17 protein-coding genes are annotated in these 17,640 nt (G+C 73.9%); 8 read left to right on the forward strand and 9 right to left on the reverse strand.

The features are described 5' to 3' along the window. Positions 1 to 19 precede the first annotated feature (19 nt). Positions 20 to 1,339: an MFS transporter gene (locus ACN6LM_RS02535; RefSeq protein WP_445063609.1), complete on the reverse strand. Its 1,320-nt coding sequence runs from the start codon at positions 1,337 to 1,339 to the stop codon at positions 20 to 22. 164 nt (positions 1,340 to 1,503) lie between these two features. Here ACN6LM_RS02535 and ACN6LM_RS02540 point away from each other — a divergent pair, with 164 nt between their 5' ends. After that, positions 1,504 to 1,836: a hypothetical protein gene (locus ACN6LM_RS02540; RefSeq protein WP_445063610.1), complete on the forward strand. Its 333-nt coding sequence runs from the start codon at positions 1,504 to 1,506 to the stop codon at positions 1,834 to 1,836. An 18-nt stretch (positions 1,837 to 1,854) separates the two neighbouring features. Here the strand turns inward: ACN6LM_RS02540 and ACN6LM_RS02545 are convergent, their stop codons facing one another. Further along, a complete protein-coding gene (locus tag ACN6LM_RS02545; RefSeq protein ID WP_445063611.1) occupies positions 1,855 to 3,132 on the reverse strand; it encodes an MFS transporter in 1,278 nt (425 codons plus the stop codon). Between the two features lie 102 nt (positions 3,133 to 3,234). Here ACN6LM_RS02545 and ACN6LM_RS02550 point away from each other — a divergent pair, with 102 nt between their 5' ends. Continuing rightward, complete coding sequence (locus ACN6LM_RS02550) at positions 3,235 to 4,242, forward strand: GlxA family transcriptional regulator (RefSeq protein WP_445063612.1); 1,008 nt, start codon at positions 3,235 to 3,237, stop codon at positions 4,240 to 4,242. On the opposite strand, the gene ACN6LM_RS02555 is transcribed toward ACN6LM_RS02550, so the two are convergent. The 3 genes from ACN6LM_RS02555 to ACN6LM_RS02565 all read right to left on the reverse strand — a co-directional run bounded on the left by ACN6LM_RS02555 (position 4,239) and on the right by ACN6LM_RS02565 (position 6,092). Beyond that, positions 4,239 to 4,718 (reverse strand): ATP-binding protein, encoded by a 480-nt coding sequence (locus ACN6LM_RS02555; RefSeq protein WP_445063613.1) that lies wholly within the window; start codon positions 4,716 to 4,718, stop codon positions 4,239 to 4,241. The genes ACN6LM_RS02550 and ACN6LM_RS02555 overlap by 4 nt on opposite strands. A 384-nt stretch (positions 4,719 to 5,102) precedes the next feature. Then, positions 5,103 to 5,624: an EF-hand domain-containing protein gene (locus ACN6LM_RS02560; protein ID WP_445063614.1), complete on the reverse strand. Its 522-nt coding sequence runs from the start codon at positions 5,622 to 5,624 to the stop codon at positions 5,103 to 5,105. A 93-nt stretch (positions 5,625 to 5,717) separates the two neighbouring features. Beyond that, positions 5,718 to 6,092 (reverse strand): anti-sigma factor antagonist, encoded by a 375-nt coding sequence (locus ACN6LM_RS02565; protein ID WP_164403284.1) that lies wholly within the window; start codon positions 6,090 to 6,092, stop codon positions 5,718 to 5,720. A 236-nt stretch (positions 6,093 to 6,328) separates the two neighbouring features. Between ACN6LM_RS02565 and ACN6LM_RS02570 the strand changes: the two genes are divergently transcribed. Next, positions 6,329 to 6,898 carry an RNA polymerase sigma factor gene (locus ACN6LM_RS02570; protein WP_445063615.1) on the forward strand — a complete coding sequence of 190 codons (570 nt, stop codon included), beginning with the start codon at positions 6,329 to 6,331 and terminating at the stop codon, positions 6,896 to 6,898. Further along, positions 6,895 to 8,136 (forward strand): maleylpyruvate isomerase N-terminal domain-containing protein, encoded by a 1,242-nt coding sequence (locus ACN6LM_RS02575; protein ID WP_445063616.1) that lies wholly within the window; start codon positions 6,895 to 6,897, stop codon positions 8,134 to 8,136. Before ACN6LM_RS02570 ends, ACN6LM_RS02575 begins: the two co-directional genes overlap by 4 nt. An 18-nt stretch (positions 8,137 to 8,154) precedes the next feature. On the opposite strand, the gene purU is transcribed toward ACN6LM_RS02575, so the two are convergent. Both purU and ACN6LM_RS02585 read right to left on the reverse strand, forming a co-directional pair. Then, complete coding sequence (purU, locus tag ACN6LM_RS02580; protein WP_445063617.1) at positions 8,155 to 9,024, reverse strand: formyltetrahydrofolate deformylase; 870 nt, start codon at positions 9,022 to 9,024, stop codon at positions 8,155 to 8,157. Between the two features lie 28 nt (positions 9,025 to 9,052). Further along, positions 9,053 to 9,499: an SCO4402 family protein gene (locus tag ACN6LM_RS02585; protein ID WP_445063658.1), complete on the reverse strand. Its 447-nt coding sequence runs from the start codon at positions 9,497 to 9,499 to the stop codon at positions 9,053 to 9,055. Positions 9,500 to 9,673: 174 nt separating this feature from the next. On the opposite strand from ACN6LM_RS02585, the gene ACN6LM_RS02590 reads away from it, so the two are divergent. Beyond that, positions 9,674 to 10,954 (forward strand): ABC transporter substrate-binding protein, encoded by a 1,281-nt coding sequence (locus ACN6LM_RS02590; RefSeq protein WP_445063618.1) that lies wholly within the window; start codon positions 9,674 to 9,676, stop codon positions 10,952 to 10,954. A 78-nt stretch (positions 10,955 to 11,032) separates the two neighbouring features. Here the strand turns inward: ACN6LM_RS02590 and ACN6LM_RS02595 are convergent, their stop codons facing one another. After that, positions 11,033 to 12,466 carry a hypothetical protein gene (locus tag ACN6LM_RS02595; RefSeq protein ID WP_445063659.1) on the reverse strand — a complete coding sequence of 478 codons (1,434 nt, stop codon included), beginning with the start codon at positions 12,464 to 12,466 and terminating at the stop codon, positions 11,033 to 11,035. 223 nt (positions 12,467 to 12,689) lie between these two features. Continuing rightward, positions 12,690 to 14,072 carry a transcriptional regulator gene (locus ACN6LM_RS02600; RefSeq protein ID WP_445063619.1) on the reverse strand — a complete coding sequence of 461 codons (1,383 nt, stop codon included), beginning with the start codon at positions 14,070 to 14,072 and terminating at the stop codon, positions 12,690 to 12,692. A gap of 312 nt (positions 14,073 to 14,384) precedes the next feature. On the opposite strand from ACN6LM_RS02600, the gene ACN6LM_RS02605 reads away from it, so the two are divergent. From ACN6LM_RS02605 to ACN6LM_RS02615, 3 genes are all read left to right on the forward strand, one after another. Beyond that, the gene (locus ACN6LM_RS02605) at positions 14,385 to 15,047 is read left to right on the forward strand and encodes a bifunctional DNA primase/polymerase (protein WP_445063660.1); all 663 of its coding nucleotides are present in this window, start codon (positions 14,385 to 14,387) and stop codon (positions 15,045 to 15,047) included. 117 nt (positions 15,048 to 15,164) lie between these two features. Next, positions 15,165 to 15,986, forward strand: a complete 822-nt coding sequence (locus tag ACN6LM_RS02610) for an ABC transporter ATP-binding protein (protein WP_445063620.1) — start codon at positions 15,165 to 15,167, stop codon at positions 15,984 to 15,986. After that, the gene (locus tag ACN6LM_RS02615; RefSeq protein ID WP_445063621.1) at positions 15,983 to 17,635 is read left to right on the forward strand and encodes a transporter; all 1,653 of its coding nucleotides are present in this window, start codon (positions 15,983 to 15,985) and stop codon (positions 17,633 to 17,635) included. Before ACN6LM_RS02610 ends, ACN6LM_RS02615 begins: the two co-directional genes overlap by 4 nt. Positions 17,636 to 17,640: the final 5 nt, after the last annotated feature.

Consider the following 17,640-nt stretch of genomic DNA (forward strand, 5'->3'; position numbering starts at 1 on the left):
TCCCACGCGCATTCTGGCCCTACGCCACCGGCGCCGCCCCCTCGGGGCCCCGCACGCGCCGGATCACCAGCACCATCAGCGTCGCCACCGCGCACAGCGCCCCCGCCGCGATCCAGACGACGTCGTACGAACCGAAGTGGTCGCGCGCCACCCCGCCGAGGAAGGCGACCAGCGCGGCGCCCACCTGGTGGGAGGCGAGGACCCAGCCGAAGACGATCGGGCTGTCCTCCCCGTACTGCTCCCGGCACAGGGTCAGGGTCGGCGGGACCGTGGCGACCCAGTCCAGGCCGTAGAACACGATGAAGAAGACCATCGGCGGCTCCACGGTGGCCTGCATCAGGAGCGGCAGGAACAGCAGCGAGACGCCGCGCAGCGCGTAGTACACCGCCAGCAGCCGGCGCGCGTCGAAGCGGTCGGTGAGCCAGCCGGAGAAGACCGTGCCGATGATGTCGAAGATCCCGATGACCGCGAGGAGGGAGGCGGCGGCGGTGATCGGCATGTGGTGGTCGTGCGCCGAGGGCACGAAGTGCGTACGGATCAGGCCGTTGGTGGAGGCGCCGCAGATCGCGAAGGACCCGGCCAGCAGCCAGAACGGGCCCGTGCGGGCCGCGTCGAACAGAATCCGGAGGGCCCGGCCCGCCGCCCCGCGCACGGGCGCCGGCTTCTCGGTGTACTCCCCGCCGTACGGGGCGAGCCCCACGTCCGCCGGGTGGTCGCGCATCAGGAGCCATACGAACGGGACGACGACCAGGGCCGCCAGCGCCACGGTCACCGACGCCGGGCGCCAGCCGTGCCGGGCCACGATCCACGCGCAGAGCGGCAGGAAGACCAGCTGGCCCGAGGCCCCGGCGGCGGTGAGGACACCGGTCACCAGGCCGCGCCGGGTGGTGAACCAGCGGTGGGTGACCGTCGCGGAGAACGCGAGCGCCATCGAGCCCGTGCCGAGCCCGACGAGGACGCCCCAGTAGAGCATCAGCTGCCAGGCGGCCGTCATCCACACGCTCGCCAGGGACCCGGCCGCGATCGCGGTCAGCGCCGCGGCCACCACCCGGCGGATGCCGAACCGGTCCATCAGCGCGGCGGCGAACGGCGCGGTCACCCCGTACAGCGCCATGTCGATGGAGACGGCGAACCCGATCTCCCCGCGCGACCAGCCGAAGTCGTCCTGGAGCGGGTCGAAGAGCAGACCGGGCAGGGCGTTGACGGCAGCACCGCCGATGATCGTCACGAAGGTGACGGCGGCGACGATCCACGCGCGGTGGACGCGCCAACGGCTGCGCCCGGTGGGAGCGTTCGGCATCGGGGCGACGGGGGTGGCGCTCTCGGTCGTCGGATTCACCCGCCCAGCATCCGGTCGCGGCCGGGCCCCCACGAGTGGCCCGAGGGACAGGGTTCGCAAGAATCGGGCCACCTCCCCGGCACCGTCCGTATGCGCGTACGATCTGCGACGCCCGGCGGCCGCACCCGCGCACGCCGCTCCGTCCACGTCCCCGGGGGAACTTCATGCAGTGGGCCGAACGACAGCACTTCAACCACAGGTCGTCGCTGATGCAGGGGTGGGGTGCCCTGCTGCTGCTCATCGCCTGCGCACTGTGGGTCCGCGTCGGTTACCTGATCTGGGACTCGGAGGACAGGATGTACTGCTTCCGCGCCTCGTCCATCTGCAAGATGGACACCACCATGCCCGATCAGCTGACCCTGCTCGGCATCTCGGCGCCGCTCGCGGTGGCCGGTACGGGGCTGATCGTCGCCGGAAGTGTGCGCCGGCAGACCAGCGCACACGTCCTTCGCGTCATCGAGATGCAGCAGTCCGAGGAGCGGGCGCGCACCAAGTAGCCCCCGCTCGCCGCCGGATCAGCCGATCCGTTCCAGGTGGCGGATCGGGCGGGCCGCGAGCAGCACGCCGACCGCCAGGACGTTGACCACCGCTCCGGCGAACAGCACTTCCGGGGCGCCCAGTTCGTCCGCGAGCGGGCCCGCCAGCGCGCGGCCCGCCGCCACCATCAGCAGCGAGCCGGCGACGTCGTACGCGTGCAGGCGGTTCAGGGACTCGGGCGGTACGTGGGTCTGGACCGTGGTCGACCACATCACCAGCCAGAACGCGGAGGCCGCGCCCGCCACGAACTGCCCCGCGCCCAGGGCCGGTACGGAGAGGCCGAGGCCCAGCACCACGAGGTTCACGCAGACGCCGGTCAGCGCGACGGCCCCCGCCGCGAGCGGGCGGCGGGGGCGCAGGCGCAGGGCGAGCAGGCCGCCGACGACACTGCCCGCGCCGTTCACCGCCATCATCGCGCCGTACGTCCCCGACCCGTGCGCCTCGGTCACGCGGACGGCGGTGAGCGGGAGCATCGGCCCGAGCACGGCGAAGCCGTACACCGTCCAGACGGCGATCACCCCCCAGAGCCAGCTGCGCGCAGTGAACTCGCGCCAGCCGTCCACCAGTTCGGCGAGGAACGAGCCGCGCGGCGCCTCGTCCGAGGGGGCCGGGGCCAGCCGGAGCAGGAAGAGGCACGCCCCGGAGACCAGGAACGTGGAGGCGTTGGCGGCGTAGACCGCGCCGGCGCTCGCCAGGCCGACGAGGACGCCCGCGAAGGCGGGGCCCGCCATGGTCATCAGCGCCTCGGAGACGCGCAGCACGGCGTTGGCCCGCTGCACGTCCGGGGCGACGCGCGGCACGGTGGAGGCGACGCCCGGCTGGAACAGGGCCGCACCGACGCCGGCCACCGAGCTGAGCGCGTACACCGCCCACAGCGGCGGGTTGCCGGTCGCGAAGGCCACGGCGAGCACGGAGGCGCCGACCAGGCGCAGCGCGTCGGCGATGATCATCATGCGGCGCGGCGTGAACCGGTCCGCGAGGACGCCGCCGAAGAGGACGAACACCGCGAGCGGGCCCATCCAGCAGGCCAGCGCGTAACCGACCGAGGAGGCCGGGCGGCCGGCGCCGAGGAGCCCCGCGGTGAGGGCGACGGGGATCATGCCGTCACCGAAGACGGCGGCGGTGCGGGCGACGAAGAACAGCCTGAAGTGACGGTTCCAGAGCTGCCTGCCGGGCTCCTCGAACAGGGGCGGCAGGGGCGGGAGAGGGGGCGGGCCGCCGGGGGCGGCGTGGGGGTCCGCGGCGGGAATGCGCACGGAGTCTGCTGACTTTTCCTTCACACCGGAGACATGTATCAGCTTATGGTCTATACCAGCTAGGGGCTTTCACCGGCCCCGGCCGGCCGAAGGGAGTCCGCTGTGCCGCACCGGGTCGTCGTCCTCGCCCTCGACGGGCTGCTCCCCTTCGAACTGGGCATCCCCCAGAGGATTTTCGGGCTCGCGCGCCCCATGGAGCCGCAGGACCGGGGGCGGAAGCTGTACGACGTCGTGACCTGCTCGGTCCGGCCGCCGGGGCCGGTCCACACCGACGCGGACTTCTCGATCATGGTCGGGCACGGGCCCGAGGCGCTCGCCACGGCGGACACGGTCGTCGTCCCGGCCAGTTACGAGCTGGGCCCCGTCCACAGCGAGGGCCGGCTGACCGACGAGCTGGCCGCCGCGTTCGCGCACGTCCGGCCGGGCACCCGGATGGTGTCCATCTGCACCGGCAGCTACGTCCTGGCCGCAGCCGGGTATCTCGACGGGCGCCCCGCCACCACGCACTGGGCCTCCGCCGACCACTTCCAGCGGCTCTTCCCCGGCGTCCGGGTCGACCCGGACGTCCTGTTCATCGACGACGGGGACGTGCTGACCTCCGCCGGGGTCGCCGCCGGGATCGACCTCTGCCTGCACATGGTGCGGCGCGACCACGGGACCGCGGTCGCCAACGACGTCGCCCGGCGCACGGTCGTGCCGCCGCACCGGGACGGGGGCCAGGCCCAGTACATCCAGCGGCCCGTGCCGGACACCCAGTCCGCCACGACGACGACCGCGCGGGCCTGGGCGCTGGCCCGGCTGGAGCGGCCGATCCTGCTGCGGGACATGGCCCAGCAGGAGTCGATGAGCGTCCGGACGTTCACCCGGCGGTTCCGCGAGGAGGTCGGCGTCAGCCCCGTGCAGTGGCTCACCCAGCAGCGCGTGGAGCTGGCCCGCCGGCTCCTGGAGTCCACGGACCTGTCCATCGACCAGGTCGCCCGGGACGCCGGCTTCGGCACCTCCACGTCGCTGCGGCAGCACCTCCAGGCCGCACTGGGCGTCCCGCCGACGGTGTACCGCCGCACGTTCCGCTCGACGGCGGGGAACCGGGCCCAGGGGGTGGTGTCCTAGGAGACCGCGGGCTCGGCGCCCGGGACGGCCCCGTGGGCGCCGGGCTGGAGCTGGACCTGGATCAGCGGGACGCCGCGGTCCACCTCGCACCAGATCCGCTTGCCCGCGCCCTCCGGCTGCCAGCCCCAGCGGTCGGCGAGGCCGTCGACCAGCTCCAGGCCCCGGCCGCCGGTGTCCTCACCCCGCGCGTGCCGCTGCTGCGGGGGGCGGCAGCTGGCGTCGGCCACCTCGACGCGCACCGTCCCGGCGCCGCCCGGGGTGCCCGCCGGGCCGAAGAGCATGCGCAGCACGGCCGGACAGCCGGTGTGCACGACCGCGTTGGTGACCAGCTCCGAAATGAGCAGGATGAGCGTCTCGGCCAGCGGCTCGTCGTCTCTCACACCGGAACCGGCGAGCCGTGAGCGCGCCCATCTGCGGGCCCGTCCGACCTCCGCGGGGTCGGGCCCGACCTCCAACTGAACCTGAAGCACCTGCACCGCTCACACCATCCGAACCGGCGGACACATCGCCTCGCGCCTCCAAAGGGTCACGGAACGTGATTCCCTTGCACGACAGCATGGTTGACGTACAGTCACCGCAACAAGCGCTTCGGGCATATTCCAGCGCGAAGGAGTACCCGTGGTGCATACTGTGCGACGCACATTGCGGGGAGTCGAACAGCACCTCATGCGGACCCGCCGCGCCGCACAGGCCGCGTCCGGACCGCCGGGTTCCAGAACCACTCGCATCCCACGGAGCGTACCCGAGGCGGGCGCCGACTCCACGCCGTGACGAATCACGCAAAGGACACAACCCGGTCCTGGTGGCAGACGGTCGCACTGCGTCACGCCCAGGGGCTCGGCACCCCTGGGCGTCCGGTCCTAGTCGGGTTCGATCACCGTGACGTACACCGCCAGCGCGGCCACCGCGTCCTCCTCGACGACGCCGCCGTCCCGGTCCGTGTCCAGGCTCTGCGCGGCGAACGCCGCCGCCTCCGGGCTCGCGCCGAGGACCTTCAGGGCCCGCTCCACGGCCGGCACCGGCGCTCTGCCGTCGCTGGACGGCCCCGCCGCCACCGCGAGCGCCGCGCGCAGGAACGGGCGGGCGATCTCCGCGAACCGCTCCGGGTTGTCGCGCAGCCGCTTCACCGCGCCGCCCACGAACTCCTCACGGGTGACACGCTGGTCCCCGTCCACGTCGGCGATGCCCGCCATGCCCTGCCAGAACGCCTCGGCGCCGCTGTAGAGCGCCTGGCCCTTGTCGCAGCGGGCCGTCGTACCGAACTCGGTGAGCAGACGGGCCGCGGCGGCGTTGAAATCCGCGCGATCGATGTATCCGTTGCCGTCCTGGTCGAAGGCGGCGAAGCGGAAGGCGATCTTGCGCTCATACTCTGCGCTGTCCATGCGGGGAGCGTACGACGCCCGCAGGCGTCACGTGTCACTTACCCGGCTCAGCCCTGTGACAGCTCCGCACGAGCCGGTGCGGCGGCGACGCGTTCAGGCCGTCAGCGGCTCGGCCTCCTCGTCCACGGCCGCGTCCCAGTCCGGGTAGACCTCGAACAAGCGGCGCACGCCGAGGGCGGCGAGCACGCGGTTGACGTGGGAGCCCTCCTCCGCGCCCCGGGCGGGCAGGATCAGGCGCAGCCGGCCGCCGCAGGACCGCATCAGGCGGCGCAGGGCGATGAGCACCCCGACACCGCTGGAATCGCAGAACTGGACGCCGGACAGGTCCAGCACCACGTCGTGGCGGCCCACGGCCACCACCTCGTGGACGGACTGGCGGACGGTGGCCGAAGTGAGCAGGTCCAGTTCGCCGCCTATGTGCAGCACGGTCCATCCGCCCCGCTCGGTCTCCGAGACTTTCAGGGTCACGCGACGGGCCTCTCGTTCCGGGGATTCCGGGGCAGCCCGGTGATCCGGAAGTTTGCGTTCCTCCCTTGGCGGCTGCCCCCGTACGTCCCTCGCGAAACACGCGTCTCGCAAAGACGGCGTGTTCCCAGGACGTACTTGTCGTAAAGGGACGTGCTCCCCCGGGACGGCCGACTACATTCGGACAGGACGAGTGGGACAGGGACGCACAGGTCCGACGCCGGAGGGCTGGAGGGCAGATGGCCGAAAACGCACCACCCCGCTGGGACCGCAGGATGCAGCAGCGGCTGTCGCGCGGCGAGGCCGCCGCCCTCGGCGAGATGTACGACCGGTTCGCCGCCCTCGTCCACAGCCAGGCCAACCGGATGCTGGACGACGAGGACGCCGCCGACGTGGTCACGCGCGAGGTCTTCGGCTACGTCTGGGAGAACCCGGACATGTACGACCCGAAGCAGGGCTCCATGCGGGCCTGGCTGGCCTTCCTCACGCACCGCGAGTCCGTGCGGCGGCTGCGCGGCGCGGCGGACGACGACGGCCCCGGCGGTCCGGACGCCCTGGACGAGCGGGTGCGCCGGGCCACCGCCGCGGCCCGGGCCGACTACATCGTCTCGTCCATGCCCGCACCGCTGCGGGCCGCCCTGGAGCTGGCGTACGTGCAGCGCCGCGACTACCGGCAGACCGCGGCGGACCTCGGCGTCACCGAGGACGAGGCCCGGCGCCGGCTGCGCCTCGGGCTCCAGCTGCTGTCCACCGCGCGGACCCGGCCGGCGGAGGGCGCCCCGCCGCCCGGATACGGGAGGGCGCTGTGAGCGGCGGCGCGGGCGGCGACCCGGACGAGGAGGGCCGCGACGAGGTGCGCGGCGCCCGGCGCATACCGGGTCCCAGGGCCGCCGCGGACGACTTCGGCGACCTGGGCCGCGTGGCGCCGCCGGAGCCCCCGGCGCCCGCCCCGGTCCTCCCCCACCGCGTGCTCCAGGCCCTCCTGGGCGCCTGGGCGCTCGCCGCGTGCTCCGCCGAGGAGACCGCGGCCGTCGAGGCGCACCTCACCGTGTGCGCGCCCTGTGCAGGCGAGGCGCTGCGGTTGCGGGACGCGGTCGGGCTGCTGCACACCGACCGGAGCCTGGATCTCGATCCGCTGCTGCGGGCCCGGGTGCTGGAGGGCTGTCTGAGCCGGCGGCCCGCGAAGATCCCGGTGCCCGGCTGGGCCGCCCCGTACGACGCCGAGACGGCGCGGCTCGACGCGCTGCTGCGGGACATCGACGCCGCCGAGTGGCACGCCCCGGTGCGGCTGAAGTGGTTCGAGGACGAGCGGCAGGCGGGCCGCCGGACCACCGTCGCCGGGGTGATCGGGCACCTGATGAGCGTGGACGGCCTGGTGGGCGCCGCCCTCGGACTCGACGACCCGCTGCCGGGCGCCCCGCTCACCCCGAGCGCGCGCACCGAGGCGTTCTGGTCCTCCGACCGGCGCCCGCCCACCCGCGCGGTCCGTGAGCCGTGGCGCGAGCAGAGCCACACGCTGATCAGGACCGTGTCGTTCGCGCGGCCCGGGGCCTCGGAGCTGTCCGTGCCGTACGGGGACTTCGCGCTGCCGTTGCAGGACGCGATGCTCGACCGGGCCTTCGAGTGCTGGGTGCACGCGCGGGACATCGCGAAGGCGGTGGACTACCCGTACGAGCCGCCGTCCGCCGGGCATCTGCACCGGATGATCGACCTGGCGGTCCGGATGCTGCCGGAGGCGCTGGCGGCACGGCGCCGGGCGGGTCTCGCCGGACCGGCCAGGGGGCTGGTGCCGGCCGGGGCCCCGGGGCGCTCGCTGCATCTGGAGATCGAGGGCTCGGGCGGCGGGGACTGGTACATCGCGCTGGACTCCCCCGCCGCCCTCGGGTCCGCCGAGCACACGGTGGCGCAGGTCGCGCTGGACGGGGTGGAGTTCTGCCGGCTGGTGGCGGGGCACGTGCCGCCCGTGGAGGCGGCGGCCGGGCAGCGCGGGGACCGCGAGGCGATCGGCGACGTGCTGTCCGCCGCCGCCTCGCTCAGCCGGCTGTAGCCCTGCCCGTGGAACCGCTCAGTCGAAGACGACCGTGCGGCGGCCGTTGAGCAGGATGCGGCGTTCCGCGTGCCACTTCACCGCGCGGGCCAGGGCCTGGCACTCCACGTCCCGGCCGATGGCGACGAGCTGGTCGGGGGTGACACCGTGGCCGACGCGCTCGACCTCCTGCTCGATGATCGGGCCCTCGTCCAGGTCGGCGGTGACGTAGTGGGCGGTGGCACCGATGAGCTTCACGCCGCGCGCGTGCGCCTGGTGGTACGGCTTGGCGCCCTTGAAGCTCGGCAGGAACGAGTGGTGGATGTTAATGATCCGGCCGCTGAGCCGCTTGCACAGGTCGTCCGAGAGGACCTGCATGTAGCGGGCCAGGACGACCAGCTCGACGTTCTCCTCGCGGACCAGGTCCAGCAGCTCCGCCTCGGCCTGCGGCTTGTTGTCGCGGGTCACCGGGATGTGCCGGAAGGGCACGCCGTACGAGGCGACGAGCTCGGCGAAGTCCGGGTGGTTGGAGACGACGGCGGCGATCTCGACCGGCAGGGCGCCGATCCGGGACCGGAAGAGCAGGTCGTTCAGGCAGTGGCCGAACTTGCTGACCATGAGCACGATCCGCATGCGCTCCGAGGCGCGGTGGATCTGCCAGTCCATCGCGAAGGAGTCGCCGATCGCCGCGAAGCTGGCCCGCAGCTTGTCGACGGTGACCGGGGTGCCCGCCGAGAAGTGGACGCGCATGAAGAACAGACCCGTGTCGTGGTCCCCGAACTGCTGGCTGTCCTCGATGTTGCAGCCGGTCATGAAGAGGTAGCTCGACACGGCGTGCACGATGCCCTGTTTGTCGGGGCAGGACAGCGTGAGGACGTACTGGTCGGGGGCAGGCTGCGGCGCGGTCATCCCCGTAGCGTGCCACACAGGGCGTGGATCAGGCGGACCTGGTCAGAATGCGGAGGACGTCCAGGGAGCGCGGCGGGGCGTCGGGGTCCTCGCCGTCGTTGGTGGAGAGCAGCACGTGCGCCTCGCGGGCGGCGGCGACGGCCTCCGGCCAGCCGGGGTGCTCCAGGTAGACGGAGACGTGGGCGTCCGCCCCGACCTGGTGCAGGATGCGCAGCACCCGGAGCACGGCGGCGTCCACCAGGGCGGCCTCGGTGGCGTCCCGGAAGATCGTGCCGACGTACTTCTCGGCGGACCAGTTGTCGAGCCAGGTGTCCTCGACCAGGCGGTACACGGCGTCGGTGACGTCGCCGTACCCCTCCCGGCCGGCCAGCCAGCACTCGCGGTGGAAGACGGGGTCGGAGAGCATGTGCAGCGCCGAGCGCACGTTGCTGCGCCAGCGCCACCACGGAAGGTCGTTGAGCGGCATGCCGCCCATGGTGGAGGAGCGACGGCCGCGACGGGAAGAGTTCTCGGAACCTTGCTGCACGGTTGTCGATCGTACGTTCCCTTTTCGGCGGCGATGACCGGCCCCTGGCGTTCACGGTGACGTCACCGGCCGTTGACGGCACCACACCACGGCGTTACCCGGGGCGGGGAAGGGTCTCGGTCCATGACCGGACGGCGACGCCCCCATCCCTCCCGCCCCTTCGGACTGCTCACCGGTGCGGTGACGGCCGGGGCCATGCTGCTGTCCGGCTGCGGCGCGCTCCCTGGGGGTTCGGGGGACTCCAGGGAGCCCGTCACCGTCGTGACCTGGGCTCCGAGCGGCGCCTCGGGACCGGACGCCGAGAACATGGCGGGGATGACCGCCATGGCGCGGGCGTACGGGCGCTGGATCAACGCGCGGGGCGGGATCGACGGGCACGAGCTGCGCGTCGTCACCTGTGACGAACAGGACGCCTGGACCGGGGCGGGGGACTGCGCCCGCAAGGCCGTCGAGGAGAAGGCGGTCGCGGTCGTCGGCTCGTACAGCCGGCACGGGCGGGCGTACATGGCCCCGCTGGAGGTCGCCGGCATCCCGTACATCGGCGGTTACGGCGCCTCCGAGGAGGAGTTCCGCAGCTATGCGTCCTACCCGGTGACCGGGGGCCAGTCCGCGCTGCTCGCCGGCACCGCCGAGCAGCTGTCGCACGACTGCGACCGGGTCTCGCTGGTCCGCCCGGACACGCTGGCCGGCGACAGCCAGGCATGGCTGCTGCGCACCGGCCTCAAGGGCGCCGGGCGGCCGCTGCCGCTCGACATACCGGCCGCCGAGGGCGCCACCTCGTACGACGCGGAGGCACGACGCGCGCTCTCCGGGGCGGGCGCGGCGGGCGGGTGCGTGACGTCCGTGCTGGGCGACCGCACGGAGACCTTCTTCGACTCGTTCCGGCGGCTGGAACCGGGGGGCGCCGCCGTGCGCGTGGCCTCCGTGCTCGGCAGTGTGGGTCAGCCGCTCATCGACCGCACCGGCGGCCGGGACAGCCCGTTCGAAGGGGCGTACGTCACCGGCTGGTACCCGCCCCCGGGCGATGCCCGGTGGGACCCGATGCGGAAGGTGATCCGCGAGTACGCCTTCGGCGACAACCGGATCGACCCGGACGACACCGGCGTGCAGACCACCTGGATCGCGTACACCGCGCTGAAGTCGGTCATCGAGTCGATGCACGAGTCCGGGATCACCGCGTCGAAGCTCACCAGGGCCCTCGGCAAGGGCGTCCGCGCCGACACCGGGGGCCTCACGCCCGCGCTGCGCTGGCGCTACGAGGACATGATCGGCTCGCAGGCGTACCCCCGCGTCGTCAACAGCAAGGTGACGTTCCAGGTGGTGCGCGACGGGCGGCTCGTCGCGGCGCGGAAGGACTTCGTGGACGTCACGGAGACCATGGCCGAGGCGAGCGCGACCCGCTGAACCGGCGCGGGTGCGCCGGACCGGTCCAGGGCCCGTCCCGCGAGGATTCGCCGGACAGGCCCTGGCGGGCCGGGGAGGTCAGAGCGCGGTCGCCTGGCGCTTGGTCAGGCCGTACTTCTCCGCGATCTTGTTCCACAGCCCGGACGCCTCCTGCTTCGCCTTGCTGGCCTCGGCGCTCTTCACGGTGGCCTGCTTGGTGTGCGAGGTCGTCTTCGCGTGCCCGTGCTTGCAGACCTTCTTGCTCTTGGCCTGCGCCGCCCAGGCGGCGTAGTGGTCGTCGGCGGACGCGGACGCCTGCCACGCCGTGGTGAGCGCGGCCGTCAGCCGGTCGTGGTCCGGCAGTTTGTCCACGGACAGCGCCTGGAGCCGCGTGACCAGGTCGCGGCGTTCCGTCGCGGCGCCCTTGAGGTCGGAGACGGCCGTGTCCAGGTCGGTGCAGGACTTGGTCTTCTCGACCGCCCCGATCACCGCGGCGCGGCTGTTGTTGCTGTCCGCGAGGAGCTTGTCCAGCGCCTCGGCCTGCGGCTTCGCCGGGTCGGCGGCGGGCTGCTCCTTCTTGCCGGGCTCTTCCGCGGCGGCCGGTGAACTCGCGGACGCCACCGGCTGCTTGGCGTCCTTGTCGTCGTCGCCACCGCTCATCAGCGCGCCGGCGCCGAGACCGATCACCGCGCAGCCGACGACGACGGCCGCGATCAGCGGCACCGCGCCGGACTTCTTGCGCCGTCCGCCGTCGCCCTCGTCCCGCCCCGGGCCGTCCTGGGGGCCGCTGTACGGGGGCGGCTGCTGGAAGCCCTGCTGCGGCGGCGGGCCCGCCTGGTACGGCTGCTGCCGCGGGGGCTGCTGGTACGGGGCCTGCTGCTGGGCCGGGTCGAACCGCGGCATCTGCTGCGTCGCGCCTTCGGGTGCGTCGCTGCGGAAGAGGTTGTCGAACTCGGCGGGCGGCTGCCGCTCGCCGGGCGTCCCGGGCCGGATGCCGTACGGGGCGCCGCCGGGCACCGGAGGGATGTACTGGGTCGCCTCGGCGTCCCCGCCGCCGCCCTGCGGGGCCTGCGCGGCGCGGCCCAGGAACTGCGTGGACTCCGCGGGGTTCTCCGGCGGCAGCCCGCCGGGCGCGGGGCCGCCGGGGACCGGCGCGATGTACTGCGTGGCGTCGGCGTCCCCGCCCGGAACCGCCCCGGCCCCGGCCTCGGGCGGCAGCGGCTGAGCGTACGGCTGGGGCCGGGCGGGCTGCTGCGGGGCGGGCGGGAAGGGCGCGGCGCCCTGGTCCTGGCCGTACGGGCCGCTCTGGTTCTGGCCGTACGCGTGCTGCTGTCCGTACCCACCGGGCTGCTGTCCGTACGGCCCCTGCTGCTGCGGGCCCGCCTGGTACGGCTGCTGCGGCTGCTGCCCGTACGGGTCCTGCCCGCCGTCCTGCGGGCCCCAGGTCTGCCCCCACGGCCGGCCGCCGGCCGGGGGCGCCTGGTCCGCCGCTCTTCCCGGCGTCCAGGGCTCGCCGCCGTCCGAGGGCAGCACGACACCCTCGTGCGCGGGTCGTACAGCAGGGGGCTGCTGCTCGTCGCCCTGTCCGCTCTGTGTCACGGGGACTCCTACGTGCGTGTCAACTAGGGAATCGTCGACTCACGCTATCGGGTGGCAGCCGCGGTGCGCCAAGTGCCCGCGGTCCGCAGCACGGCCGTGACACACGGTGTAACGCCGCGGCCCCTCCAGACGCAGTTAAGGGCCCACCCGCCCCCGCTCACGCCGCCTGGAGTTCGAGGCGCGCCCCGAACTCCCGTACCGCGGGCTCGTCCCCGTACGGCAGCAGGCGCTGCTGGAGGTCCTCCAGATACTCCGCGCCCCGGGTCGAGCGCACCGTGCCGAGCAGCTCCATCGCCCGGGTCCCCGTGTGGCACGCCTGCTCGACCTCCCGCAGCTGCACCTGGGCCGTGGCCAGCAGCGCGAGGCCGATGCCCCGGCGCCGGGCCCGGGACTCCGGGTGGCCGTCCAGGGACTCCTTCGCCCGGCGCGCGGCGGCCTCCGCCTGCCCCAGGTCCCGGTGACAGTGGGCGAGTTCGTCCGCGAGGTAGGCGTGGTCGAAGTGGGCGATCCAGTCCGGGTCGTCCCCGCTGTCCGGCTCGGCCCGCTCCAGGGCGGCCTCGGCCCGGGCCGCGGTCTCCAGGCAGGTGCGGGCGTCGCCGAGCAGCGCGTGGCCGCGCGCCTCCGCCGCGTGGAACATCGCCTCCGCGCGCGGGGTGACCCGGCCGCGCGCGCCCTCCTGCGCGGCCCGCGCCAGCTGGGCGATCTCACGCGGGTTGCCGAGCTGGGCGGCGAGGTGGCTCATCGAGGCGGCCAGCACATAGCCGCCGTACGCGCGGTCGCCCGCCGCCTGCGCGAGGCGCAGGGCCTGGATGTAGTAGCGCTGGGCCAGGCCCGGCTGGCCCGTGTCGATGGCCATGTAGCCGGCGAGTTCGGTGAGCCGGGAGACCGCCGCGAACAGCTGGCGGCCCGTCGATTCGCGGTACGCCCCCGAAAGCAGCCCGGAGACCACGCTGTTGAGGTAGTGCACGAGGACCGGGCGCACGTGGCCGCTGCCGAAGCGGTGGTCGAGGTCGACCAGCGCGGCCGTCGTCGCCCGCACCGCCTCCACGTCCGCCATCCCGACCCGGGACCCGGCGGCCCGGGCGACCTGCGGGTCCGCGCCGGTGATCAGCCAGTCCCGGCTGGGCTCCACGAGCGCGGACGAGGCGACCGCCGAGCCGGTGAGGAAGTCGCGGCGCCCGACGTCGCTGCGCCACAGCTCGCAGACCTGCTCGATCGCCCCGGTCACCGTCGGCGCGAACTGGAGGCCGACGCCCGAGGCGAGGTTCTTGCCGTTGGCCATCCCGATCTCGTCGATCGTGACCGTACGGCCGAGCTTGCGGCCCAGCGCCTCGGCGATGGTGCCCGGCGCCCGGCCGCGCGGCTGCTGGCCGCGCAGCCACCGGGCCACGGACGTCTTGTCGTAGCGGAGGTCGAGGCCGCGTTCGGCCCCGACCATGTTGACCCGGCGGGCGAGGCCCGCGTTGGAGCATCCGGCTTCCTGGATGAGCGTCTGGAGCCGTTCGTTCGGCTGACGTGCGACGAGTGGCCTGGCTGCCATGTGTGTCCCCCTGAGGCCGCAGTGATAGGTGGCGGGATCACTGCCCGACATATGTCTGAGAAATGCGCCGATTCATCGTGTTGGTCACTTTCCGAGCGACTTACCGCATTCGTCACGGCCAGTCACTAAAATGCCGCGCCGAACCGCCCCTGCCGGACGTCCCGTAAGCAGCTACCCGCCCAGGGCCCGTGCCTCTCCCACGCGCCCCCGCCCGTGCATCCGTGCGCCCCGTGTGCGGAACCGCGCACCGGGCGGCCGTAACTCTTCGTGAAGCCCGTAGTTGAGCTGGACGTGGAAGAGCCCATCGGAGTCATGGAAGCCGCGCAGGTCCCCCGGCAGCGCGTGGAGCAGCTGCTCGACGCCGCCGTGCGGTACACGGAGGAGAGGCACTGGGACGTGTGCCCGGGCACCTGGCTGGAGCCGTCCGGCGGTGACCGGCGGTGCTCCTGCGGCGAGGAGGCGTGCGCCGCGCCCGGCGCCCACCCCGCCGGGGCCGACTGGGCGGACGGGGCCACCGGCAGCGGCGCGGCGGCCCGCCGGATGTGGGCCCGGCGGCCGGGCGCCGCGGTGCTGCTGCCCACCGGGCGCGCGTTCGACGCCGTCGACGTGCCGGAGTCGGCGGGCTTCCTGGCGCTCGCCCGGATGGAGCGGATGAGCCTGCCGCTCGGCCCGGTCACCCGGACCCCCGACCGCCGCATGCAGTTCTTCGTGCTGCCCGGCGCCGCCGCGAAGGCGGAGGACCTGGCCCGCCGGGCCGGGTGGAACGCCGCGTCGATCGGCCTGCGCGGCGTCGGCGAGGGCGGTTACGTCGTCGCGCCCCCGACCCGGGTCGGCGGGGCGGGCGCGGTGCAGTGGGCCCGCTCCCCCACGACCGCCAACCGCTGGCTGCCCGAGGTCGAGGAGCTGATCGGCCCGCTCGCGTACGCCTGCGGGCGGGCGGCGGCCGACGCGCGTCAGGGCGTGTTTCGAAAGTAGCGCCGTCCGCCCGCAGGGCGGGCCGGGCGGGGCCTTCCGGGCACGGCCCAGGAACGCCTTTCGTAGGGTGGTCCCCGGGTACGACACGTACGTACGGGGACTTCGAAGGGCGTGCACATGCCGGACCAGGCAGAACGTGAGGGCACCGAGGGGACCGAGGCACCGCGGCCGGCACCGCCCGCGGTGCGCGTCCAGGGGTTGTGGAAACGATTCGGCGAGCAGACCGCGGTCGCCGGCATCGATCTGGACCTGCCCGCCGGCAAGTTCATCGGCCTGGTGGGGCCCAACGGGGCGGGGAAGACCACCACGCTCTCCATGGTCACCGGGCTGCTCCGGCCCGACCAGGGGCGGATCGAGATCGGCGGGCGCGACGTCTGGGGCGACCCGGTCGGGGTGAAGTCCCGGATCGGGGTCCTGCCCGAGGGACTGCGCCTCTTCGAGCGGCTGTCCGGCCGCGAACTCCTCGCCTACACCGGCCGGTTGCGCGGGCTGCCCGGCCAGGAGGTGGACAGCCGGGCGACCCAGCTGCTCGACGTGCTGGACCTGGCCGGCTCCCAGCACAAGCTGGTCATCGACTACTCGACCGGGATGCGCAAGAAGATCGGGCTCGCCGCCGCCCTGCTGCACAACCCCGAAGTGCTGTTCCTGGACGAGCCGTTCGAGGGCGTCGACCCGGTCTCCGCACAGACCATCCGCAAGGTCCTGGAGCGCTACACGCGGTCCGGGGCCACCGTCGTCTTCTCCAGCCATGTGATGGAGCTGGTCGAGTCGCTGTGCGACTGGGTGGCCGTCATGGCGGCCGGCGCCATCCGTGCCCAGGGCCCGCTGGCCGAGGTGCGCGGCGAGGCGTCCTCGCTCCAGGACGCGTTCCTGGAGCTGGTGGGTGCGGGCGACCGCGACGCCGGCGCGACCCTGGACTGGCTGGGCGGCGACCGATGAGCGTGCTCGACGCCCCCGCCGGCACCGGCCCCCGGACCGGGGCCACGACCGGTGCTTCGGTGCTGATCCCCGTATTCGCCCGGCTCAAGCTGGCCCTGCTACGCAACGGGCTGCGCCAGTCCTCCGGGCGCCGGGCCGCCTACATCGCCTCGGTCGCCGGCGCCCTGCTCATCGCCGCCGGGCAGCTGGTCGGGCTGATCCTGCTGCGCGGCCACGCCCACGCGGACTCGGTGGTGGTGCTCCTCACCGCCGTCCTGGCCCTCGGCTGGGCGGTGATGCCGCTGTTCTTCTCGGCCGGCGACGAGACCCTGGACCCGACCCGGCTGGTGATGCTGCCGCTGCGGCCCCGGCCGCTGATCGTCGCGCTGCTGGTCTCCTCGCTGATCGGGATCGGCCCGCTGTTCACGCTGTGCCTGGCGGCCGGATCGGTGGCCGCGCTGGCCGAGGGGGCGGGCGCGGTGGTCTTCGCGGTGCTCGCCGTGCCACTGACCCTGCTGGTCTGCGTGGCCCTGGCCCGCGCCGTCGCCGCCGCCAACACCCGGCTGCTGACCTCCCGCAAGGGCCGCGACCTGGCGGTCCTCAGCGGCCTGGTGATCGCGGTGGGCATCCAGGTCGTCAACTTCGGGGCCCAGCGCCTCGGGCAGGCCGGCGGGCTCTCCTCGCTCGACCCGGCGGCGGACGTCCTGCGCTGGGTGCCGCCCGCCTCGGCCGTCGGGTCCGTGGGCTCCGCCGCCGAGGGGGCGTACGGGCGGGCCGTCGTCCAGCTGCTGAGCGCGGCGGCCGCGCCGGCGGTGCTGCTGTGGCTGTGGCGGCGCAGCCTGACGAAGCTGATGACCGCACCGGACGGTTCCACGACTGCCGCCGCCGGGCCGGACCGCGAGAGGTCCGGCCGGGTCGGCGCGGGCCTGTGGGCCCTGCTCCCGGAGGGCCGCACCGGCACGGTGATGCAGCGGTCCCTGCGGTACGTGGCACGGGACCCGAAGACGAAGGCGGCCTGGGTGACCGCGCTGGCGGTCGGGCTGATCGTCCCGCTGATCAACGCCGTCCAGGGCCAGGGCACGGTGTACTTCGCCTGCTTCGCCTCCGGGATGCTCGGCATGCAGATGTACAACCAGTTCGGGCAGGACACCTCCGCGTTCTGGATGGTCGCCCAGACGATCTCCTCGGCGCGGGACGCGTACGCCGAACTGCGCGCCCGGGCCCTGGCGCTGCTGCTGATCACGCTTCCGTACACGGTGCTCGTGGCGGTGGTGACGGCGGCGCTGCTCGGCGACTGGAAGCTGCTGCTGGGGGTGCTCGGCCTGTCGTTCGCGCTGCTGGGCGCGATGCTGGCGACGGGCTCGGTGGCCTCGGTGAGCCTCCCGTACTCGATTCCTCAGGAGGGGGCGTTCAAGAACGTGGCGCCGGGGCAGGCCGGTCTCGCCTGGATCTCCATCCTCGGCGGCATGGTCGCGGCGGCCGTGCTGAGCGCCCCGGTGATCGCGCTGACGATCACCCTGCACGTCACGGACCGGACGGACTGGCTGTGGCTGCTGCTGCCGGTCGGCGCGGCGTACGGGGCACTGATCGCCTGGGGCGGGCTGCGGCTGGCGGCCCCGCGCATGGCGCTGCGGCTGCCGGAGATCCTGACGGCGGTCAGCAAGGGCTGAAGGCG

The sequence above is a fragment of the Streptomyces sp. SAS_281 genome (assembly GCF_052542855.1).